We start from the raw sequence: 24858 nt of genomic DNA on the forward strand, positions 1-24858 counted from the left end.
TTTAAGGCCATACATTTTATGTTTAAACATCCAAAAGACTCGCAAATATCAATATCTCACCTTATGTTACCATCGAATTCCAATTTTAGTGGAAAAATTCATGGTGGTTATATTCTTAATTTAATGGATCAAATTGCATTTGCATGCGCATCAAAACATTCACGTAATTATTGCGTTACAGCCTCTGTTAATAAAGTAGATTTTTTAAACCCTATTGATGTTGGAGAACTTGTTACTCTTAAAGCTTCTATAAACTATACAGGAAGAACGTCTATGGTTGTTGGTGTTCGTGTAGAATCGGAAAATATTCAATCTGGATTAACAAAACATTGCAATTCAAGCTATTTTACAATGGTTGCAAAAGATGAAAAAGGAAATAACGCTGCGGTTCCAGGAATTATTTTAGATGATGAGCAAAGTGTGCGTCGTTTTGCTAGAAGTATGAAAAGACAAGAACAATCGCGTTCTAGAAGTAATAATTTTAAATCATCGGAATTTATAATTGCAGACCATTTAGAATTTGTAAAAACTCAAAATGCAAAGATTACGTTTTAAATCTGATCGGATTCCTGATATATTTCTCAGAATTTATTCAAAAAAAAAGTTCAATTAACTAAGTTTAGTTAATTGAACTTTTAAATAAATAGCAGGTAATATTATAATCTGCTTAATAATTCAGCTTTCTTCTTTTCAAACTCATCTACTGAAAGAATATCCTTGTTTTTTAAATTAGCTAACTTTTCTATTTTCATAAAAATATCTTCCTCCAAAGCACTATTGTTATTATTAGTGTTCGAATTATTGTTATTGTCATTAGTGTTTACAGGAGCCTGTTCCATAATTATTGGTTCTGGCTGATTCTGCATTGCATTATTATTATTATTATTATTATTAACTTGTTCTGGCTGTTGTGGTTTAGGTTTATTTTCTCCACCCGAAACAATAGGCAAAGTATTTAAATCTACCGTACCATATTGGCTTGTAAATGTAACTGAATAATTCCCACCTTGTTGTTGCCCTACACCACCTATATGGTTATCAAGCGTATCAAATACGGTTACTTTTCCATTCTGTTGAATCGCTAAACGCCCAATGTTAGAAAAAATAGCATAACTCGTTCCGTTTTGACTACCTGTAGAATTAGGAAAACCTAAATCTCCCCACCAGTTCCCAGATCCTGATTGAAATCCGTTTTGGTTTTGTGTTTTCGGTAAAGGTTTATATTGTATTCCTCCTTGATTTATTAAGTTTGATAACTCGTTGCACAACCCATCTACAGTAGATTTAAGTTGGTTGTTAAACATATCGCCAACCATAGTCATGCCACCTTGCATCCACTGACCTCCGCCACCAAGCTCGGAAATATTAAATTGGGCCATTGTACCATTACTTCTCATAAGTGCTTGCGTTAAATCTGTAACAGCATTAACACTTACACCATAACGGTTTGCTACATTCGTCATATTCTGAAAACTAGCATCTGTAAATATTGCATTCATAATTATATCTTTCTTTTTTTAGTTAAAAATGTTAACCTAACAATTTTGCCGCAAAGGTAGACTATAGAAATATGAATAACCATCTTTTACACAGAAGTTTAGCATATATTTCACATTATTTTTGAATGAATATTCTTTCCGAAGAATTACTTATTACTTTCTCATGAAGCCGCCGTTAAAAAAAGGTTAATTAAGCCAAATTATTTGGTCATTATTTACTTTACTTTCAACCACCAATAAACTGTTTTTAAATAAGTTAACCTTCATTTTTTCAATAGAAAATTATTAACTTTGATTAATATCTTAGATTAAAGAATTAAGCCGATTTCCTGTTTATATCGCTCCATGTAACGATAAGAAAACTCTTCTCGAAATCAATTAATTTTAATAAAACAATAAATTTAAATATAACACATTTAGGTTATGAAAATTCAAAAAGTTGAAGCAATCGAAATACTCGATTCAAGAGGAAACCCCACAGTAGAAGTAAACTTAAGATTAGAAGATGGAACAATCGCGAGAGCCATGGTGCCGAGCGGAGCATCGACAGGAGAACGAGAAGCTACAGAGTTAAGGGATGGTGATAAAAATCGATATGGAGGTAAAGGCGTATTAAAAGCGGTTAATAACGTAAACACCGTAATAGCCAAAGCTATTGAAAACAAACATTTTATAAACCAACGTGAATTAGATTATTTTTTAATAGACCTAGATGGCACAAAGAATAAATCGAAATTAGGTGCCAATGCCATACTTGGTGTTTCTATGGCTTTTGCACGTGCCAAGGCATTAAGTTCACGCATGCCACTATACCAATATTTAGGAGGTAGCAATGCTCACGTTATGCCTGTGCCTTGTATGAATGTTATTAACGGTGGAAGACATGCTGACAATACGATAGATTTTCAAGAATTTATGATTGCGCCTCACAATGCGCCATCCTTTAAAGAATCTATAAGAATGGGTGAAGAAGTTTTTCATTCGTTAAAAACAGTATTAAAATCTAAAGGCTTTAGTACTGGTGTTGGAGATGAAGGTGGTTTTGCTCCCGATTTAAAATCGAACGAACAGGCTGTTGAAATGATTTTAGAAGGTATTACCAAAGCAGGTTACACACCAGGAAAAGATGTTGGCATTTGTGTAGACCCTGCAACAAGTGAAATGTGGGAAGATGGCAAGTATAAATTTTTTAAAAGTTCTCAAAAACTAGTTTCAAGTGACGACATGATTAAGCTATGGGAAAGCTGGGTAAACCAATACCCTATTGTTCTATTAGAAGATGGTTTATCTGAAAATGATTGGGAAGGCTGGAAAAACATGACAGATACTATTGGTAAAAAAATTGAAGTTGTAGGTGACGATTTGTTCTGCACAAATAAATCTATTCTAGCAGAAGGTATTAGTAAAGGTGTTGCAAATTCAATTTTAATTAAACTTAACCAAATAGGAACTGTAACAGAAACACTAGAAACCATAGAACTTGCCAATAAAAACTCTTATAATTGTTTTGTTTCTCACAGAAGTGGTGAAACTGTAGATAGTTTTATTGCAGATTTAACGGTTGGTATTAATGCTGGACATTTAAAAACTGGTAGTGGTTGCCGTGGTGAACGTATAGAAAAATTCAATCAACTTATGCGAATTGAAAATGAATTAGGAAGTGCTTCAAATTTTGCAGGAATTAAAGCTTTTAAAAACGCTGGATTACTACAATAGAGATAAATAAAATAACAACACAGAATTAAAAAAAGCCCTTAATAAGGGCTTTTTTTAATGATTTATATTTTCTTTTGAAAAAGATAAATCATACTTTTTAAATATTAAAAGAATAAAATTTATCTATAAAAAAAAAGCTACTTCCCCCTTAACATAAAATAAAAGTCAAAGGGAAGCAGCTTTCGCTATATAAATATATTATTTAAAATAAGCTAATTGCTAACTGCACTCTAGCTATTCTTAATGAAGGATTCCACATGGTTGTTGCAGACACAGGGAAACTTAAATCTGAAAACTTAAGTATTTTAGTTGCTGTTAAACCAACATTAACCAAATCGAAGTTTTGATCGCCATCACCATATAAATGAGTATCACCATCAAAAGAGAAACCTGCTCCTACAAAACCTTTTAAATTAACTTTAGTATCGCGAATTATAGGGTAAGATGCTTCTACGTAAGTAGAATAACGTTGATCTCTATCTCCATCGCTATTAAGTTGAGAATCTCCACTACCGTATAATAATACATCAGCTTCTAAACGTAATGGGAAGTTATCATCAAATTGATAAGACGTTCTTAAATCAATTAAATGCGTTGTTGTGTTTTTATCATAATTCCACACATCTGGAACTGCTACACTACGTGTGTTAAATAAATCCCATATACCTATAGATAAACCGTTTTTAGCATATTGAGCATAGTAATTTATTTCTTTATAAGATGTTCCGTCACTTTCATTTGAAAAAGCCATCCCTCCCCAAAAACCAGTAGTAAAACTACCTGATTTATTTAATTTTAATTTTGAAAAAACAGCTACCATCGGCTTATCTGTAATAACCAAACCCCTCCATAGATGGTTAGTTTTTACATCTACATTAAAATCGATAGGACTATCTTTTAATTCAGTTTCTTGGGAAAACCCCATTTGCACTGCTATAAGTGCTACAAATACTATTAATATATTTTTCATTTTATTTTGATATAATTTGATATAATAAGATTACCCTACATTAAATACATATATAAATAAGCTGCGATTACACAACCAATAATAGGACCTACTATAGGAACCCAAGCATAACCCCAATCACTTTTACCTTTTATAGGTAAAATAGAGTGCATAATTCTCGGACCTAAATCTCTAGCCGGATTAATGGCATATCCTGTAGTACCACCTAAAGACAAACCAATTACCCAAACAAGGAAAGCTACAGGTATTGCTCCAATAGATCCCAAACCAATAAGAGCTTCAGGATTTCCTTCTATCCCCAAATCAAGACTTGGACCTGCTATATAGAATATAACAAAGATCAAAACAAAAGTTCCTATAATCTCACTCATTAAATTTGAAAAGGTATTTTTAATTGCTGGCCCTGTACTAAAACAAGCTAATTTACCCGCATCATCATCAGTTATTTTAAAGTGATCTTTATAAAATAACCACACTAAAAATGCGCCTATCATGGCTCCTATCATTTCCCCTGCAAGATATTCTGGAACTAAAGCCCAAGAAACTTTACCTGCCACGGCCAAACCAATAGTTACCGCTGGATTTAAATGCGCACCACTATAAGGCCCTGCTACTATAACACCTACAAACACAGCCAACGCCCATGCTGTAGTAATTTCGATCCATCCTGCACCACCAGCCTTTGTATCTTTTAAGACTACATTAGCTACAACACCATTACCTAATAGAATCATTAGCATGGTTCCTAATATTTCTGCTACTAAAATTGACATAATTTTCTATTTTTATGATTATTGATAAGTATTTATTCTTCGATCCAATGTTGAGCGCACTTAACAGCTTTATGCCAGTAATGCAACATATCTTCAACTTTGTCTTTAGCAGCTTTTGGAAAGAACTCCTTATCAATACTCCATTGCGATTGAATATCATCTACACTATCCCAATAACCAACAGCTAAACCTGCCAAATAAGCCGCTCCCATTGCAGTGGTCTCTAAGGTTTTAGGTCTTATAATTTTAAATCCAAATAAATCAGATTGTATCTGCATTAATAAATCACTTGCTGCAGCACCACCATCTACTCTTAATTCTATACTTTCTTCTCCTGCATCGGCTTCCATGGCTTTCACAATATCGTATACTTGAAAAGCAATCCCCTCTAAGGTAGCGCGTGCAATATGTGCATCTGTAGTACCTCTAGTAATACCCAGCATAGCTCCACGAGCATATTGATCCCAATAAGGTGCTCCTAAACCTGTTAATGCTGGTACAAAATATACACCACCGTTATCTTTAACTGTTTCTGCTAAATAATTAATTCCTGGTGCTGTTTTCACCATTTTTGCTCCATCACGTAACCATTGTATAGCGGCTCCACCAACAAATACACTTCCTTCTAGAGCGTAGGTTGTTTTTCCATTAATTTTCCAAGCAACTGTTGTCAGTAAATTATTTTTTGAATACACCGCTTTATCTCCCGTATTCATTAATAAGAAACATCCTGTGCCGTAAGTATTTTTAACCATTCCAGGTTTTGTACACATTTGGCCAAATAAAGCCGCTTGTTGATCTCCTGCAATACCCGCAATAGGAATTTTAGATGAAAATAAAGTAGTCGCTGTACTTCCGTAAATTTCACTACTTTCCTTAACTTCTGGCAACATAGCTTTAGGAATATTGAACAAAGCCATCAACTCTTCATCCCAAGCCATGGTATGAATATTGAATAACATCGTTCTACTTGCATTAGAAACATCTGTAATAAACATTTTACCCCGAGTAAGCTTCCAAACAACCCAAGTATCTACCGTACCAAAACATAGTTTTCCTGCTTCGGCTTTTTCTCTAGCACCTTCTACATTATCAAGAATCCATTTTAATTTAGTTGCAGAAAAATAAGCATCGATTACTAAGCCCGTTTTCTTTTTAATCATATCCACATGACCAGCATCCTTAAGACTATCGCAATATTTAGCCGTTCTTCTATCTTGCCAGACTATTGCGTTGTAAATTGGTTCACTGGTTTCACGATCCCAAACAATAACGGTTTCCCTTTGATTAGTAATCCCTATGGCTGCAATATCATCTCCAGAAACACCTTCTTGAGCAACAACCTCGGCTGCTACAGATATTTGTGAAGACCAAATGTCATTCGGGTTATGCTCTACCCATCCTGGCTTAGGAAAAATTTGTTCAAACGCTTTCTGAGAAACTCTTACAATTTCTCCATCGTGATTAAATAAAATTGCTCGGGATGATGTTGTCCCTTGGTCGAATGCTAAAATTAATTTACTTTTCATGTCTAATTTAATTTAGTGGTTTTTAGTTGTTTATAAAATATAATTTGATGTCACTTTTTCATAATCTGAAACTTGTTTTGCTTGCCAAGCTTCATCTTTACCTAATTCCTTAGCCATTATTTCTGCTACTTTTGGAGCCATTTCAACACTTTCTTTTGCGTTTAATAACTGACAACGAACTCTACGAGCAAGAAAATCTTCAACATTAAGAGCCATTTCATATCTTACAGCCCAAACTACTTGCGCTTGTATAACCCCCATAGATGTACTTAACGATTCATTCCATCCATTTTCCTTAGATAATTGCATTACTTTTTCTTCATCACTACCATAAAAATATAATGGATCATCATGATTTACATTTTCTTTATAACCGTGTATTTTAAGATGTCTTGTTTTTGTTGGAATATGTTTCCATTCGTGATTTTTCTCGGCTTTATCAACCAAATCTTGCCCCATTCTTCTAAAAGTGGTCCATTTACCACCTACAATAGTTAATAGTCCTGAATCTGATGTATAAATTTTATGGCTTCGAGAGATCTCTTTCGTTTTGCTTCCTTCTTTTTTTGGAGCAGCCAAAGGACGTAAACCAGCAAACACACTTAACACATCGCTTCTTTTAGGAGCTTTTGTTAAATATCTACCAGCAGTAGCTAGAATAAAACCTATTTCTTCTTCTAGAGCAACTGGTTCTAAAGATTCTGTTTTAAGAGGTGTATCTGTTGTTCCAACAATAACACGGTTATGCCATGGTACTAAAAACAATACACGACCATCATCTGTTTTAGGTATAGTAATAGCGTCATCACCAGGTAAAAAAGATTTATCTAACATTAAGTGAACACCTTGGCTAGGTGCAATAGTTTTTTCGGCCCCTGGAGAATCCATTTGCAATACATCATCTGCAAATACACCTGTAGCGTTCACAATTTGCTTTCCTTTTATTTCGAATGATGCACCATCCATTTCATCGTGCACTTTAACTCCTGTAATCTTTCCATTTGCATCTTTAAGCAAACCATCTACAGAACAATAATTTACAACTCGAGCACCTAATCCAACAGCTGTTTGTAACGTATTTATAGCCATACGAGAATCATCAAACTGGCCATCATAATAAACAACACCTGCTGAAATTTTATCTGGGTTTATAAGAGAAATACGTTTTAACGTCTCTTTTTTCGAGATACGTTTAGATCTTCCAAGACTCAGTCCTCCTGCTAACAAATCGTAAAAAGTTAAACCAACAGTATACAATATTTCATCATACAGACCATGAGTAGGTATTATAAACGACTGACTTTTAGTTATATGAGGAGCGTTTTTAAGCATCAACCCTCTTTCAACAACAGCCTCTCTTACTAAACCTATATCACCTTGTGCTAAATATCTAACACCACCATGCACTAACTTTGTAGCTTTACTTGATGTAGATTTAGTAAAATCAGATTTCTCAAGCAAAGCAACAGAATAACCTCTTGCAGATGCCTCGAGAGCTATACCAATACCGGTTGCTCCACCTCCTATAATTACGAAATCATAAGTTTTAGAATCACTTCTCAACTTACTCATTATTTCTTTTCTGTCCATGACCTTTTATTTTAGTTTTTAGTATTATTTTTTTATTTCGATATAAAACTACAACAAAACGAAACAAAACAAAAGCTATTTTTTATTTTTTTTGATTATTTTTTCAGTTATATGATATATATCATAAAAAAAGCAGTCAAGAAACTCGAAAAAAGCAAATTTTACCGTGTATTCTGATTATTCAGCATTTATTTAATTTCTTTTTATTAAAAAAAACAGAAAATAAGGTTTCGTTTTATTCCAAATATTCCATAAAAGTGCCATTTCAGCTTCATTTTAATTACGATATCATGTACCTTTGTACAAAACGAAACAAGATGCCACTAAATATAATTGATCGCCACAAACAGATTTTAAAGAAACTGGAAGAGAATGGCTTTGTAAATGTCAATGAGCTAAGTATTGAGTTTAATGTTTCATTAGTAACTATCCGTAAAGACTTAAAACTACTCGAAGAAAGAAAACTACTATTTAGATCGCATGGAAAAGCTATTCCGGCAAATCCTTACATCACCGAACATCCCGTAAATTTTAAGAAAAAGCTAAACGCCAAAGAAAAAAAGAAAATTGCAACAGCCGCGGCATCAACACTAGAACCTTTTGACACTATTATTATAGCCTCCGGAACCTCTGTAATTGAATTAGCTAGACAAATTAAGCCTATAGAAGGATTAACAGTACTAACCGCTTCTTTAAATGCAGCTATTATATTAGCAGAGCATAAACAAATAGACATCATGCAATTAGGAGGTATGCTTAGATCAAGCTCTTCTTCTGTTGTTGGTTCTATTGCTGAAAAAATGTTGGCAGAATTTACATTTACAAAATTGTTTTTAGGCGTCGATGGCATTGACCTGGAATATGGGCTTACAACCACAAATTCGATGGAAGCTTCTTTAAATAAAGAAATGATTAAAGCAGCACAAAAAATAATTGTATTGGCAGATTCTTCTAAATTTAGCAAAAAGGGATTTGGAAGAATTTGCGGACTTGATGAAATCGATCAAATAATAACCGATTCTGGCATTGACAATAAAACCAAAAACAGACTAATTGAATTAGGCATTGAGCTTACTATTGTATAAACAAATAATCCCAAAAAAACTCTAAGCGCCAAAATTAAAAAGTACTTGATTTTTGGTGAAAAACAGATAAATCCATTTAACACAAAACAGTTCACCGCTTTAAATCAAATTTAAGATAAAAGACAGCTATTATGAATTTGAAAAAAAAAAGAAAGTCTCGTGTTTTATTGAGACAACATGACACAAGCAGATGTTACAATAATAGCACTATTGAATTCTTACAACCAAACCGGAATCAATTCTAAGAAACACCATAAACTAACACCTAATTAGCCCAATGCCCTTTTAGAAAGATTCCAATAGCACGATAATGATAAATTAAGACGAATTAATATATTTAATATTATGTGGATCCTTAATTACATAGAATACAAGTTTGGAGTCTATTTTTCTAAGTTTGAAAAGCAAAACGAAAAACTTAGTCCTGCTGAATTCTCTAAACGTAATTATCCTTTTAGCGATATAGCTCAATTTTTAATAATTTTATGTACTTTCAATTTAATACCAACAGAATTTTCGGGTAGGTTTAATGCTCATGAATTTTAATGGCTATCTAGTTTTAAACACAACACCTTTAACTTACTAGAAGAAACTGAGTCTTATTTAAAAAGGACTCAATTTAGAGAAATACCTAATGTGTAATACTTTTCATAATTACTCGCTAGTTGTAAAATAATTTAAAAATTCAGGAAACTAATTAACACCCTACACAAAAATATACTATGAGTAAATTACTCAACTTGGCAATAATTATTTTACTACTTTTAAACAATCAACCTGTCTCATCTCAGGAATGGATAAACCTAAAAGCTTATAAAAAAACTACTGGACAGCATGTTCTTCCGGATGGTTCGTGGTTAAAAAAAGACAGAACGAGAAACACAACTTCTTGGCAGCAAGCCAACAAATACAACCTATCCATAGATAACGGAAACCTGAAATATAAAACCATTTCTCAAATACGAGATTTCTATCTGTGGTTTGATGATGAACGAACAAAAAAAGGACATGAAATAAACGAAATTGGTGTGGCAGCCTTAGTTGCAGGACAACTTTCTAAGTTTGATAATTATTTTATTAGAACATGCATTGTTAGAAACAAAGAAGTAGTTTGGTTTGCGAACGAAGGTGCTAAAAAAGTATTAGAATTTAATTTCCCTTTACTTAAAAAAGTTTATTTCTCAAATAAAATATTGAAACAGCAAGAAGCAAAAGATTGGGATATATATAATGGAAAAACAGAACAATGTGACATTTTAGAAGCTCTTTATATTGAATTATCGCCAAAAGCAATTTGGAAATTAGACCGGATGGCGAAAGGAAAAGGCATTTACAATTTAGGCGTTAAAAAGGAACTAAAATTTGAGGGAGACATCACAGATTGTAAAACAAGATATGAACATGCTCTTTCTAAGCTTACCTCTTATTATTTAAATAAAAAAAAGTAAATTAAGAAACACATCTCACAAAACAACACCAACAGAACTATGAAGCTTATTATTTTATTTTTCAGTCTATTAATAATCTCCTGCGGTTCTAAAGAAAAAACCTCAAGAAAGGATGATTATACAGGCACCTCAGAAAAGACAATTTCGCAGAATAAGACGCTAATTAATTCGAAACTATCTTTTGAAAAAACTCAAGACAGCTTAAGAAAAACTCTTCTAAACTCTAAACCAAACGAGAATCTAAAATCTAGTATTTTACAAGAATTATATATTAGAGGGCTTGTAAACCAAGTAGATGATAAAATTAAATTCAACCTTCCTTTTAATCTTCATGGGCTTGATTGCGGAACTCCCGATTGCTATTCAACCGATATCTTGTTTGAAATTACAGCCAAAAACCCCATTATCTTTCCAGAAATAATCAATTTTAAATTATTAGAACACGGATGCGATATTGAACAAGAGATAACCGAAAGCGGAGTATTTAAGCTTGTGGAGCAATCATCAAAATACGTTAATTATTATTCGGAAAATCAGAATAGCAACTTAATTATTCTTAACGAAAAAAGAGCGCTCTATTATTTTACAGACGTTAAATCGAATATCATAAAAATAAATTTATTAGATAAAATATTTGACGAATACAGCGAACTTAATTTAAACGCTCTTACACCTTACCAATCGACCATAATGACGACAAATGAATATGAGAATTTTATAGAAGGAGAATAAATCTCTTTAGGTTTATCTTCAAATCTTATTTTTGTTCTACAAACTGTTTATTCTGACAAGTTAAAATCTTGATTTTATCAAAAACAGCTGTTAACCATGCTTAACAACTCCTCTGTTAAAAATTCTCTTTAAAAAGCACCATAAATCCTAAAAACAATACACTGCATAAATCGCGTTAGGGATAGAACGGCATGTTTGAAATCCTTTTTTCGAAAATATTAAAACTACATTTTTCGAGACAACTTAACTTTAATAATATACAACAACCTTAAAACAAGCCTAGAGCCCTTCGCAAAAAGATTGAGTAGTGATAGCCCGACCCTTTTCGGGTAACGCCCAAAAACAAAAAAACCTCACATAAATGCAAGGTTTTTGATATTTTAAATACTTGATTATTTACTCAAATACATTTTTCTGCGTGCGTATAAATCGTAAAAAGCATCATCTTTTAAACCGTCTATAAATAGTATACTTTCGCCTGTACTTTTCATTTCTGGTCCTAGTTTTTTATTCACATTATGAAACTTATCAAACGAAAATACTGGTTGTTTTATAGCATAACCTTTAAGTTTTGGTTGGAAATTGAAGTCTTTTACTTTCTTCTCTCCTAACATCACTTTTGTTGCGTAATTTACGTAAGGTTCATTATAAGCCTTTGCGATAAATGGCACGGTTCTAGAAGCTCTTGGGTTGGCTTCAATAATATAAACCTTGTCGTCTTTTATGGCGAATTGAATATTTATTAAACCAACTGTATTAAGCGCCAATGCGATTTTATTGGTATGATCGATAATTTGCTGCATTACTAAATCGCCTAAATTAAACGGTGGCAATAAGGAGTTACTATCGCCCGAGTGAATTCCACAAGGTTCGATATGCTCCATAATCCCGATGATGTAAACATCTTCGCCATCGCAAATTGCATCGGCTTCGGCCTCAATTGCTCCATCTAAATAATGATCTAGAAGTAATTGATTACCTGGCATCCTGCTTAGCAAATCTACTACGTGCTTTTCTAACTCTTCTTTATTGATTACAATTTTCATTCCCTGACCTCCAAGAACATATGATGGACGAACTAAAATTGGGAAATCTAACACATCGGCAATAGCAGCAGCTTCGTCGGCTGTAGTTGCAATATCGAATTCTGGATAAGGAATATTGTTTTCTTTTAACATATTTGAAAACAAACCACGATCTTCGGCTAAATCTAAAGCCTCAAAGCTGGTTCCTAAAATTTTAATACCGTATTTGGTGAGTTTTTCGGCTAACTTTAAAGCTGTTTGCCCACCTAATTGCACAATTACGCCTACTGGCTTTTCGTGTTTAATAATGTCGTAAATATGCTCCCAAAATACAGGCTCAAAATACAATTTATCGGCTGTATCAAAGTCGGTTGAAACCGTTTCTGGATTACAGTTAATCATGATAGTTTCGTAACCACATTCTGCAGCTGCTAAAACCCCGTGAACACAACAATAATCGAACTCGATACCTTGCCCTATTCTGTTTGGTCCAGACCCTAAAACAATTACTTTTTTCTTATCGGTAACAATAGATTCGTTGTCTGCATAACGTTTACCGTCTGCCGTTTCCATATCACTTTCAAAAGTTGAATAGTAATATGGTGTTTTAGCTTCAAACTCGGCCGCACAGGTATCTACTAATTTGTAAACACGGTTTACACCTAATTCTTCACGTTTATTATAAACTTGACTTTCTAAACAGCCCAACATGTGTGCTATTTGGCGATCGCCATATCCTTTTTGTTTTGCTTCTAACAGTAAATCTTTTTCAATGGTATCGATTTTAAAAGTAGAAATTTCGTTTTTAATAACGTGTAATTCCTCGTATTGCTTAAGGAACCACATATCAATTTTGGTGATCTCGTGAATTCTACTTAATGGAATACCCATTTCGATTGCATCGTAAATTATAAAAACACGATCCCAAGAGGCATACGTTAGTTTTTCAATAATTTGCGCATAATTTTTATTCTCTTTACCATCAGCTCCTAGTCCGTTACGACTAATTTCTAGAGATTGCGCTGCTTTGTGTAAGGCTTCTTGAAAAGAACGCCCAATCCCCATAACCTCACCTACGGATTTCATTTGAAGTCCTAAAGTTCTATCAGAACCTTCGAATTTATCAAAGTTCCAACGTGGTATTTTTACAATTACATAATCTAGTGTTGGCTCGAAAAGTGCTGACGTAGATTTTGTAATTTGATTTTTTAATTCATCTAAATGATACCCTAATGCTAATTTTGCAGCAATTTTCGCAATTGGATAACCGGTTGCTTTACTTGCTAACGCAGAAGAACGTGATACACGTGGATTAATCTCGATAGCAATAATATCTTCATTCACATCTGGAGATACAGCGAACTGTACGTTACACCCTCCTGCGAAATCACCGATACTACGCATCATATGGATAGCCATATCACGCATTTTTTGGAAAGTTCTATCACTTAACGTCATTGCTGGCGCTACAGTAATTGAATCTCCAGTATGAATCCCAATAGGGTCCATATTTTCTATAGAACAGATGATAACTACATTATCATTTGAGTCCCTAAGTAACTCAAGCTCATATTCTTTCCAACCTATTAAAGCTTTATCAATCATTACTTCGTGGATTGGAGAAATCTCTAATCCGCGTGTTAATAACTCATCAAAATCTTCTTCTTTATGAACGAAAGATGCACCTGCACCTCCTAAAGTAAAAGAAGCTCTAATAATTAATGGAAAACCAAATTCCTGAGCAATTTCTTTACCTTTTAAGTAAGATGTAGCCGTAGCCTGAGGCGCCATTGGCACTCCTATTTTAAGCATCAACTCTCTAAACTGCTCTCTATCTTCAGTAATATTAATAGCATCAATATCGACACCTATAATTTCTACATCAAAATCTTTCCAAATTCCTTTTTCATCAGCCTCAATACATAAATTTAATGCCGTTTGCCCACCCATTGTTGGTAAAACAGCATCTATTTGAGGATGCTCTTTTAAAATCTGAATAATTGATTTTGTTGTTAAAGGAAGCAAGTAAACATGATCGGCCATAGAGGGGTCGGTCATGATAGTCGCTGGGTTAGAGTTGATTAAGACGGTTTCAATTCCATCTTCTCTAAGTGATCGCAAAGCTTGGGTTCCCGAATAGTCAAATTCGCAAGCTTGTCCAATTACAATTGGCCCTGAGCCAATAATTAATATCGATTTTAGTTTTGGATTTTTCGGCATTTTTACTCGTTATTTATTGTCACTTAATGAATTGCAAAAATAGTAATCAGTTGACATAAAAAAAGGCGTTACACTTAAGTAACACCTTTAATTTATCAACAATTGTTAATCATTTATTTCTTATGTCTAGTTTCAGTAGAAACAGATAATTTTTTTCTTCCTTTAGCTCTTCTACGTGCTAATACTTTTCTACCATTAGCAGAAGCCATTCTTTCTCTAAAACCGTGCTTGTTTCTTCTTTTTCTTTTAGAAGGCTGAAATGTTCTTTTACTCATTATCTTGTATCTTTAAAACTGAATTGTATGTTTAAACTTTGGCTTTGGTAATTCTCCAAAACTGACGGCAAATATACGAAGAGTTTTCACTTTGACAAATGTTATTAGAAAAAAAATATAATATTTTTATTCTAAACAAAAACAATGACAAAACCGCAATATATTTGACTTCGTTGGTCACTTTTATGATAAAGGTATCATTTGTTTTTCATAAAAATTTAGTTTCTTTGCACAATTAATAGTTAAATAGGAGGAAATTTTCTTCTAATTTCATACCAAAACTCAACCATGTACAATAAAATCATAAAACTTATTATCGCTGCCGGAATTATCGCTTTTGCTGTTTATCAATTTACAGAAAGCTATATAGGTAACGGTATTATGCTTATTTTGCTATCTCTTATATTTATTTTCTTATATTTTAAAAATGAATTTATTTTACTAGCGTTTTTAAAATTAAGAAAACAAGATTTTGAAGGCGCAACAAGATGGCTGAATAAAATTAAAAACCCAGAAACAGCTTTAGTAAAGAAGCAACAAGGGTATTACAACTATTTACATGGTATTATGGTATCTCAAACTAATATGAACGAGGCCGAAAAATATTTTAAAAAAGCACTAACATTAGGTTTATCTATGGATCACGATTTAGCGATGGCTAAATTAAACTTAGCTGGTATTGCTTTTTCTAAGAAACGAAAAATAGAAGCTCAAAAACTACTTACCGAAGCTACTAAATTGGATAAACAAGGTATGCTAACCGAACAGATTAAAATGATGAAGGATAACATGAAACGTGCCGTTGGACCTAACCAACACTATGGTGCTGGAGGTTCTGTAAGATCTCAAAAACGTAGAGGATAAATATATTTACATCGTCTTAAATAATCAATTTATAGATTATTAAAAAATTAATTAAACCTGAACAATAGCCTTATTGTTCAGGTTTTTTTTGATTTATCTATTTTATTTGAGTGCATCGCTATTTCCTAGCGAAACACGAGAAAACTCTTTAACCACAAAAAGTTTAATCTTTTTTTATTTTAATTGTAATATTTAAAGAAAAAAGCAGACAAATTGTAAACAACAATTATATGTTAAGATAAAACATAACAAAACGGAATTACTTATCTTTGCAGACTTAAAAATAAGATTTTTTTCGCAAATGAAAATGGATAATAACATAGAAGAACACGATGCTTTAGGCGAAGATCATGTTGGAACATCATCGAACACGCCTTTAAGAAATGATGCTTTTAAGCTTTCTGATTCAGAAAAAATAGACATTATTAAAGACGATGTCCGTCATATTATGGAAACGTTAGGGTTAGATTTAACCGACGATAGTTTAAACGGCACTCCAAATCGCGTTGCCAAAATGTTTGTAAACGAAATTTTTAGCGGTCTAGATCCAAAGAAAAAACCAAAAGCTTCAACTTTCGATAATAAGTACAAGTACGGCGAAATGCTTGTTGAAAAGAATATTACGGTATATTCAACTTGTGAGCACCATTTATTACCAATTGTAGGAAGAGCACATATTGCTTATATTTCTAACGGTACCGTAGTTGGTTTATCTAAAATGAACCGTGTTGTAGATTATTACGCAAAACGTCCGCAAGTACAAGAACGTTTAACCATTCAAGTTGTAAAAGCACTTCAAGAGGTTTTAAATACAGACGATGTTGCTTGCATTATAGATGCCAAACATTTATGTGTAAACTCTAGAGGTATTCGCGATATTGAAAGCAGTACTGTAACATCTGAATTTGGTGGTAAATTTAAAGAAGAAGCAACTAGAAGAGAGCTTTTAGAATATATTAAATTGGAGACTAAGTTTTAGGAAATATTTGTTGTTTGGGCGAAGTATATACTATAAAACAGACACATTTAGAAGTCATTTTCTAAATATGACATTATATAAGAACTTAACAACATATAACTAAACAGTAAATAGTATTTCAAATTAACAACAACCCATTAACAACATACAACAATGCAACTTTTCGAGCATAACCCTATAAAAATATACAATACACTTACAGGAAAAAAAGAAACCTTTAAATCTATTGAGCCAGGTTATGTTGGCATGTATGTTTGTGGCCCAACAGTTTACAGCAATGTACACTTGGGAAATGTAAGAACATTTATGTCGTTCGATATGGTGTTTCGCTACTTAAAGCATTTAGGATATAAAGTGCGCTATGTACGTAATATTACCGATGCTGGACATTTAGAAAATGATGCTGATGCTGGTGAAGATAAAATTACAAAAAAAGCAAGATTAGAGCAAATAGAGCCTATGGAAGTAGTACAACGCTACACCGTAGATTTTCATAATATATTAAATACGTTCAATTTTTTACCGCCAAGTATTGAACCTACAGCGACGGGACATATTATTGAACAAATTGAATTAATTTCGACTATAATTGATAACGGTTTTGGATACGTAGTGAACGGATCTGTATATTTTGATGTTCATAAATTTAACAAAACTCACGAATACGGTATATTAAGTAAACGTAAGTTAGAAGATTTAATACACAACACTCGCGAACTCGAAGGACAAAGCGATAAAAAAAATCCACAAGATTTTGCGCTTTGGAAAAAAGCCGAACCTCAGCACATTATGCGCTGGCCTTCTCCTTGGAGTGATGGTTTCCCTGGCTGGCACCTAGAATGTACTGCGATGAGTACAAAATATTTAGGTGACCAATTTGATATTCACGGTGGTGGAATGGATTTAAAATTCCCGCATCATGAATGTGAAATAGCTCAAAATGAAGCAGCTAAAGGCAAATCTCCTGTAAATTATTGGATGCATGCAAACATGTTGGAGTTAAACGGACAACGCATGTCTAAATCTACTGGAAACACCGTGAATCCAGATGAATTACTTTCTGGAAACAACCAGTTTTTCAGTAAAGCCTATGCGCCAAGTGTCATTCGTTTTTTTATTGCTCAATCTTCTTATAGAAGCGTTCTAGATTTAACTAATGATGGTTTATTAGCCAGTGAAAAAGGATTTTATAGATTAATGGATGCTGTTAATTTATTAGATAAATTAGAAGCTTCAAAAACATCTTCTATTGATATCAATGCTTGGAAACAATCTTGCTACGATGCCATGAATGACGATTTTAATTCACCTATTTTAATTGCAAATTTATTTGAAGCGGCAAAATACATTAACCAAATAAAAGAAGGTACTGAAACCGTTTCTGCTGAAGATTTAAACATATTAAAAGAAACCGTAAACATTTTTGTTTTTGATGTTTTAGGTTTGGAAAATTCAGCTAAAAATGATTCAGGAGCTGATAAATTATCTGGAGCCGTAAGTGTTTTAATAAAATTAAGACAAGATGCTCGTGCTAACAAAGATTTTGCTTTATCTGATAAAATACGCGATGAATTAGCCGAAGTTGGCATTGTATTAAAAGATGGTAAAGATGGTACAACGTATTCGGTTAACTAATATGTTGTCTTTATTAGCTTAAAGCGGAATCCAATTTAGATTTTAAGACTTTTGAATCTATATATTATGCTGAAAAAACTCTTAGTAGCACCATTTCTATTCATAATAAAGGTCTATCAAAAACTGATATCACCATTAACGCCAGCAACCTGTAGATTTCATCCTACTTGTTCACAATACTCAAAAGAAGCTTTAGAAAAACACGGCTTAATTAAAGGCGGCTGGTTAGCTATAAAACGAATTTTTAGTTGCCATCCTTGGGGTGGTTCAGGTTATGATCCCGTTCCAGAGAAGGATGATAAACAGAAAAAAACTCACTAATACTATTTCAGGTTTTTAAAAACGCAACAAATTGATCTTGATTTCCATAAGAAATCACAACCTCCTAGTATCAAAAATCAACTTTACAAAAGCCTTCTTCTTCTAAAAAAAACATTAAAACAGTTTGAATTCTTACAAACACGAGTTTTTATTCTTTCAAAAAAATAACCAAATAATTACATAACTATTTGATTATTAGTAGTTATTTTATTATTTTTATTAAATCTCTAATAAATAATTTCATTTTAAAGAGACTCTCCAATAATTTTTTTAATAGCAAAAGTGATGTCTACCTCCTATTTTAATTGAAGTAGATCGTCATTACGGTTTCATATTTCTAAGAAATCAAACAATTGATATTTTGAGCTATAACTAACTAATTTAACATGAAAATTGCAAGCAAAAAACAAAATGAACTATAGTCTTTTTTAGTTCTTAACACTAATTCACCTCGTTTTTGCTTTCACTTTCTGTTAATGCTATTAAAAAAAAAATGACTAAAAAAGCTAAAATTGTAGGCATTGCACACGACGTGAAAACGGTAAACTTCGTTATGCCAAATACCTTAACCAAAAAGTATGAACTAAAATCGTACATCGAAGTATCGGAAACCCGCTCTAGCAATAACATTAACACCATCGATTTAGATATAAACGACTTGGTTGCTATTCAATTTACAGACCAAACGGAATGGATTGGCCATCCAGCAGATGTTCAGGAAATTTACGACAAAAAAACATTAAACCAACGCTCAATTAATAGCAACGACTATGTTTTCGACACTCAAATATCGCATGAAGATGTTAGTCGTGGCTATATAAAACGTGCTCTGGTAAAAGTGTTTAGCGTATTTACACCTTCTACCAAAGTAGAAGAAGTTGCTATAACGGTTTTAGCTGAAGCATATGATAAAAAAACGCAACCTCATCCTGGAATTTATCAATTAGACGCTAGTTTCAATAAATCGAAATATAAAATCCCTACGGATACTTCCTTACCTTTTTTACTATTAATTCACGGCACATTATCTACAACTCTTGATGCTTTTAGTCAATTAAATAAAAACACCGAAACTTGGAATTCCATCCACAGTATTTACGGCAATCATATAATTGCGTTAGAACATTATACCCTTTCGGTTAGCCCGTTACAAAATGCATTAGATTTTCTAGAAGCTTGTCCAAACACGATTACTATTGATATTTTAAGCCATTCTAGAGGTGGTTTAGTTGCCGATATTTTAGCAAAATGCGATTTCAGAAATAAAATTAAAGGTTTTAGCACATTAGAGATAGGTATTTTAAAAGGTGATGAAGAAAAAGAGAATAGAGCTTTAATGGAGGCAATTAATGTAATTGTTCAACGTAAAAAAATCACTATTAATAAAGTGATACGTGTAGCTTCTCCTGCTAGTGGAACAACTATTTTATCAAGAAGAATTGATCATTATTTTAATTTAGTTTTGAATGCGGTTTCTCTTGCCTTCGGTGTTACCAATCCGTTATATCATTCGGTAAAAGCTTTTCTTTTAGAACTTGTAAGCCAAAAAGAGAATCCTGACGTTTTACCCGGGTTAAACAGTATGATGCCAGAATCGTTATTTCAGAAAATGCTAAATATTTCGGACACCACCGTAGCTAGCGATTTATACAATATTGCTGGTGATGCTGAAATTGGTGGCATAAATTTTAATTCTCTTAAAGTTATTCTTGCCAATTTATTTTATTTAGAAGCAAATGATTTGGTCGTGGATACACGCCGTATGGAACATGGGGTGATTAGAAATGATGGGATCTACAAATTCATATCTAAAAACAGTGAAACTAATCACTTTAATTACTTTTCTGAAAGAGAATCTAGAGCAGCTATTTTAGATGCCATAAAAGCTTCTGAAGGTTCACCTGCACTTTTATTTACAAAAGAAGTTTATAGCGAAGGTAAACGCGGAATTTTACTCGATAAACTTTCCATGGAAGGCATTAGTATCCGTCCAGAAATTATCACGCGCGACGTTGTTATTTTAATTCCGGGTATTATGGGGTCTACCCTTTCTAGAAGCAACGAAAACCAATGGGTTGACATGCGAAAGCTAAACCAAGGTGGCATCCCCAAAAACTTAAATATTAGCGCTACAAATGTTGATGCTAGCGGTGTAATTATTAAATATTATAATGAACTAGCCAACCATTTATTAGATCAATATGATGTTATAACGCTTGAATTTGATTGGAGAAAATCTGTAAAAGAAGCAGCCAAGGTTTTAAAAACTGAAATTGAAAACATCATTAATCATCATAAAGTTAAAATTCATATTATAGCACATTCCATGGGCGGTTTAGTTGCTCGCCAATGTATGATGAGTCATGCCGATACATGGGCACAATTCAAACAAAATCAAGCCAACAGGTTTATTATGTTAGGCACACCATGGCTAGGTTCTTATTTAATTATGGAAGTACTTACTGGGCATAGTGGTCGTGTTAAACAATTGGCTGCTATCGATTTTAAAAATGATAGAAGCGATTTATTAAGAGTGTTTTGGAAATTTCCAGGAATATTTGAATTGCTGCCAATAGAAAAAGAATCTGATAGACATTTTTGGGAAAAAGATTTTTGGGAAAAACTAGATGATAGTGCTAATTTAAAACACATGCCAAAACCTTCTAGTAACACAAAATCTTTAAGTGAGTTTGAAACTTATCGAGATGATGTTATCAGCTTTTTGGATAATTTAAATGATTCTGATTTTAACAATATCTTTTATATCTGCGGCCAAGCCGATAAAACGGTTTTCGACTATACATTAAAAGATCGTTTTCTTTCAAGAGATAAAAAATTAGTTTATAAAGCAACATCGCACGGTGATGGTAGCGTTACTTGGGCCACAGGCATACCAAAACAATTACTAAACAGTAACAACTTATACTATTCGCAAACCACACATGGCGATTTAGCGAATGAAGATTACATTTTCCAAGGCATAACAGATATTTTATCTACAGGAAGCACTAATGCGCTTAGTACACAAAAACCAAGTAATAGAGGAAGTGAAATTATTTCGGAAGTTTATGAATCGGTAGAACCAATCTTTGATTCCGAAGCTGTAGTGAACGCCATTTTCGATGTTAAAAAACAAATAAAAATAGAAACAGAATCCTTTAACGTAAAGGTTATTCATGGCGATTTAAAAGTAGCCTCCTACCCCGTTATGGTTGGGCATTTCTTTATGGATTTAATTTTAAGTTCGGAAAAAGCCTTAGACGATTATTTAAACAGCAGATTATCGCAACGTATGGGAATTGGTTATTACCCTGGCCAAGTTGGAGAAAGCGAAGTGTTTTTTAATTTAAATACACAACCTAAAGGCGCCGTTGTTTGTGGTTTAGGAAGTCCAGATGCACTTACATCATTCCTACTTGCTAAATCCGTTAAACAAGCCGTATTGAAATATGCTATGTTTATGCGAGATAATTACACCTTGCCTAGAGCTAAAAAATATGCAAAAGGCATCTCGCTAGTATTAATGGGTATTGGTTATGGACAATTACCTGTAGAAGAATCTATTAAGGGCATACTTTTAGGTATTGCCAATGCAAACAAACAAATTAAAGAAACTGAAGAAGGCTTACAATGTATTAAAAATATTGAAATTGTAAATTATTATGAGTCAGTAGCCAGCGAAGCTTATTTCAGTCTATCTAGATTACAAAACAATGATGACCGCTTAAAATTTAGATTAGAAAAAGGAATAACCAAACGTACTGGCGCTAAAAAACGAAACATATTCCACAATGACGAATACGAACGTTGGTTCAACCTTCATATTGATAGTGTTAAAAATGACAATCTAATCTGTGAAAATAATGAAGGAATTACAGGTTTTAAATATTATTCATCAACGGGACTAGCACGTGTTGAACAAGAAATGGTAGGCATTGGTTTACATAAAATAAATCATTTAATAAAAGAAATGTCTACCAGTTCTACCTGGGATACACGATTATCAAAATCCTTGTTCGAAATGCTTGTACCTAACGAGTTTAAAAACACCTTTAGAAATCAGAACAATTTAATATTAAAATTAGATAAATACGCAGCCCAATTACCTTGGGAATTACTTCACGATAGCCATACTACAGATGTACCTGGCTCGGTAACCTCAAGTTTTATTAGGCAATTAATAACTAACGACTCGGTGCGTTTTAATCAAGTATCTTTAAATAATATTGAGGCTTTTGTTGTTGGAGACCCTATGTATTACCAAAACGATTTACCCCAATTACCAGCCGCTAAAGTAGAAGGCGAATGGGTTGCAAATACACTAAAAAATGCATCATATAATGTTAATGCCCTAATAAATTCAACGGCAAAAAATATTATGATGGAGTTATTTAGTAAGCCATACAAAATGATGCACTTTGCCGGACATGGCATTTACGATCCAGAAAACTGCAATGTTGGCATCGCTATAGGAAATGGTATTTGCATAGATCCAGCCATGATAAACCAAATTGGTTATGTACCCGAATTTGTATTCATAAATTGTTGTTACTCGGGAACTTTAAACGCAAAAGATGATGCCTACAGCAAAAACAGATATCGTTTGGCAGCTAACATTGGTACACAACTTATAGAAATGGGTGTAAAAGCTATAATTATTTCGGGTTGGGCTGTTAATGATGGAGCTGCAAAAGTATTTTCGGAAACCTTTTACGAAAAAATGTTCAAAGGCTATGCTTTCGGTACAGCCGTGCAAAAAGCGCGTTTAGAATGCTTTCAAAAATATAGAAATTCTAATACTTGGGGAGCTTATCAATGTTATGGAAATCAATATTATAAATTTCAAAACCAATTAAAATCTAGCCATCATACACACGAATATGTAGTAGCTTCACAGGTTTACACCGATTTAGATAATCTCTTTATTACCATTAGAGATAAAAAAGAAGATCATTCATCGGCTCTTAGAAAGCTGGACCAATTTATTGATCGTGCCGAGGCATCTAATTTACTAGACGCGGTAGTTTTAGAAAAAGAAGCTATGATTTATGATGAATTGGGCATGCCTGGCGTGGCTTATCAAAAATATAAAGACCTTTTCGAATTTGATAACGGCAACTATTCAATTAAAGCATTAGAACAATATTGTTCCGTACAATCCTATCGCTTAGGAGAAGATGTTAAATTGGCTAAAAAAGATAACAAAAGTCAAACAATTCCAGAAATTATTTCAACCTATTTAAATGAAATAAAACTTCTAACACTCGCCGGAAAAAACCCAAGCCGATTAAATATAATTGCCAATGCTTACAAAAATTCTGCTATTCATTTAGAACCTAAAGAACGTATTGATCAGTTAAAAATGGCATATAGCTTTTATAAAGATGCACTAATAATTTCTAAAGACCAACACAGCGGTCAATATCTAGATGCCATTTCTAACATGATATATATTGGGCAATTTTTAGAACAACTAGGCGATAAAAAATTAATGGTTCGTTTTAAAGAAAACAAGACTTTCTCTAAGATTAAAAACCTTGAAAAATACTTAACGGATTTTTATGCTGAACTAGATGACTACGATAAAGCCGATCTAGATGTTTCTGTACTTATAGGTATGACCGAGATAAGCTATACCTTAATTTTAATTAACCCGAAAAACATCAATAAAGAGGAACAGAATATATTAAAGTGGTACCGAAAAATATTCAGCCAATTGTACAGTCCACGCTATATAAACATTGAAGTTTCTCAAATCGATTTCTTTCTAGGTTATGTTGAAGATCCAAAAACCCGTAAAAGCCTAAATTACATTAAAAGTGAATTGAATAAATACTAAAAATCATGAAAAACCCCTCAAAAATTATCGTTTTAATAAGCTTATGTTGCTTTCTAACATCATGCTATTCTGTGCGTTTACGCAGTATTAATGGAGCTTACCAACCCGACCCGCTTTCCACAAGGACCGATTATTACCGCAATATGGCGGTTAAAGAATTAGACACCGTAATTAAAATAGATATCTCCTCTAAGGATTTCACCCTTCTTATAAAAGAAACTGAAAGATGTAAAACAGGTAAACTACATACTGTAGAATTTCGAAATACTTTTGGTGGTTCTTTACTTAGTATGGTCACTTTTGGCCGAAAACGTAAAATGAAAATTAAATACGTATGCATGCAACCAACAAACTAAAA

At 33.0% G+C, this 24858-nt stretch carries 18 protein-coding genes; 11 read left to right on the top strand and 7 right to left on the bottom strand.

The genetic code is table 11. The features are described 5' to 3' along the window. Positions 1–18: 18 nt before the first annotated feature. The gene (locus tag GQR97_RS00590; RefSeq protein WP_158844042.1) at positions 19–555 is read left to right on the top strand and encodes an acyl-CoA thioesterase; all 537 of its coding nucleotides are present in this window, start codon (positions 19–21) and stop codon (positions 553–555) included. Positions 556–656: 101 nt separating this feature from the next. On the opposite strand, the gene GQR97_RS00595 is transcribed toward GQR97_RS00590, so the two are convergent. Next, complete coding sequence (locus GQR97_RS00595; RefSeq protein WP_158844044.1) at positions 657–1499, bottom strand: SHOCT domain-containing protein; 843 nt, start codon at positions 1497–1499, stop codon at positions 657–659. A gap of 423 nt (positions 1500–1922) precedes the next feature. Here GQR97_RS00595 and eno point away from each other — a divergent pair, with 423 nt between their 5' ends. Continuing rightward, positions 1923–3215, top strand: a complete 1293-nt coding sequence (eno, locus tag GQR97_RS00600; protein ID WP_158844046.1) for a phosphopyruvate hydratase — start codon at positions 1923–1925, stop codon at positions 3213–3215. A 202-nt stretch (positions 3216–3417) separates the two neighbouring features. On the opposite strand, the gene GQR97_RS00605 is transcribed toward eno, so the two are convergent. The 4 genes from GQR97_RS00605 to GQR97_RS00620 are packed head-to-tail and all read right to left on the bottom strand — an operon-like array spanning position 3418 to position 8077. Further along, on the bottom strand, positions 3418–4185 hold the full coding sequence (locus GQR97_RS00605) for a hypothetical protein (RefSeq protein ID WP_158844048.1): 768 nt from the start codon (positions 4183–4185) through the stop codon (positions 3418–3420). Between the two features lie 35 nt (positions 4186–4220). After that, on the bottom strand, positions 4221–4958 hold the full coding sequence (locus tag GQR97_RS00610) for an MIP/aquaporin family protein (protein ID WP_158844049.1): 738 nt from the start codon (positions 4956–4958) through the stop codon (positions 4221–4223). A 32-nt stretch (positions 4959–4990) separates the two neighbouring features. Then, positions 4991–6487 (bottom strand): glycerol kinase GlpK, encoded by a 1497-nt coding sequence (gene glpK, locus GQR97_RS00615; RefSeq protein ID WP_158844051.1) that lies wholly within the window; start codon positions 6485–6487, stop codon positions 4991–4993. A 30-nt stretch (positions 6488–6517) separates the two neighbouring features. After that, a complete protein-coding gene (locus GQR97_RS00620; RefSeq protein WP_158844053.1) occupies positions 6518–8077 on the bottom strand; it encodes a glycerol-3-phosphate dehydrogenase/oxidase in 1560 nt (519 codons plus the stop codon). A gap of 317 nt (positions 8078–8394) precedes the next feature. Between GQR97_RS00620 and GQR97_RS00625 the strand changes: the two genes are divergently transcribed. The 3 genes from GQR97_RS00625 to GQR97_RS00635 all read left to right on the top strand — a co-directional run bounded on the left by GQR97_RS00625 (position 8395) and on the right by GQR97_RS00635 (position 11342). Continuing rightward, the gene (locus GQR97_RS00625) at positions 8395–9162 is read left to right on the top strand and encodes a DeoR/GlpR family DNA-binding transcription regulator (protein ID WP_158844055.1); all 768 of its coding nucleotides are present in this window, start codon (positions 8395–8397) and stop codon (positions 9160–9162) included. A 722-nt stretch (positions 9163–9884) separates the two neighbouring features. After that, on the top strand, positions 9885–10610 hold the full coding sequence (locus GQR97_RS00630; protein ID WP_158844057.1) for a hypothetical protein: 726 nt from the start codon (positions 9885–9887) through the stop codon (positions 10608–10610). A 39-nt stretch (positions 10611–10649) separates the two neighbouring features. Next, entirely contained in the window at positions 10650–11342 is a 693-nt protein-coding gene (locus GQR97_RS00635; RefSeq protein ID WP_158844059.1) for a hypothetical protein, read from the top strand. A gap of 392 nt (positions 11343–11734) precedes the next feature. Here GQR97_RS00635 and carB read toward each other — a convergent pair whose 3' ends face one another. Both carB and rpmH read right to left on the bottom strand, forming a co-directional pair. Further along, on the bottom strand, positions 11735–14587 hold the full coding sequence (gene carB / locus GQR97_RS00640) for a carbamoyl-phosphate synthase large subunit (RefSeq protein ID WP_158844061.1): 2853 nt from the start codon (positions 14585–14587) through the stop codon (positions 11735–11737). Positions 14588–14700: 113 nt separating this feature from the next. Further along, entirely contained in the window at positions 14701–14862 is a 162-nt protein-coding gene (rpmH, locus tag GQR97_RS00645; RefSeq protein WP_042495769.1) for a 50S ribosomal protein L34, read from the bottom strand. Between the two features lie 288 nt (positions 14863–15150). Here rpmH and GQR97_RS00650 point away from each other — a divergent pair, with 288 nt between their 5' ends. The 6 genes from GQR97_RS00650 (at position 15151) to GQR97_RS00675 (ending at position 24856) form a co-directional block, all read left to right on the top strand. Then, positions 15151–15726, top strand: a complete 576-nt coding sequence (locus tag GQR97_RS00650) for a DUF2892 domain-containing protein (RefSeq protein ID WP_158844063.1) — start codon at positions 15151–15153, stop codon at positions 15724–15726. Positions 15727–16027: 301 nt separating this feature from the next. Continuing rightward, positions 16028–16705, top strand: a complete 678-nt coding sequence (gene folE, locus GQR97_RS00655; protein WP_158844065.1) for a GTP cyclohydrolase I FolE — start codon at positions 16028–16030, stop codon at positions 16703–16705. Between the two features lie 153 nt (positions 16706–16858). Beyond that, positions 16859–18340: a cysteine--tRNA ligase gene (cysS, locus tag GQR97_RS00660; RefSeq protein WP_158844067.1), complete on the top strand. Its 1482-nt coding sequence runs from the start codon at positions 16859–16861 to the stop codon at positions 18338–18340. A gap of 66 nt (positions 18341–18406) precedes the next feature. Continuing rightward, positions 18407–18661 carry a membrane protein insertion efficiency factor YidD gene (gene yidD / locus GQR97_RS00665; protein ID WP_158844069.1) on the top strand — a complete coding sequence of 85 codons (255 nt, stop codon included), beginning with the start codon at positions 18407–18409 and terminating at the stop codon, positions 18659–18661. Positions 18662–19154: 493 nt separating this feature from the next. After that, positions 19155–24500 (top strand): CHAT domain-containing protein, encoded by a 5346-nt coding sequence (locus tag GQR97_RS00670; protein WP_158844071.1) that lies wholly within the window; start codon positions 19155–19157, stop codon positions 24498–24500. A gap of 5 nt (positions 24501–24505) precedes the next feature. Beyond that, on the top strand, positions 24506–24856 hold the full coding sequence (locus GQR97_RS00675) for a hypothetical protein (protein ID WP_158844073.1): 351 nt from the start codon (positions 24506–24508) through the stop codon (positions 24854–24856). The last annotated feature ends 2 nt before the right edge of the window (positions 24857–24858 follow it).

The sequence above is a fragment of the Algibacter sp. L1A34 genome (assembly GCF_009796805.1).
Lineage (GTDB): Bacteria > Bacteroidota > Bacteroidia > Flavobacteriales > Flavobacteriaceae > Algibacter.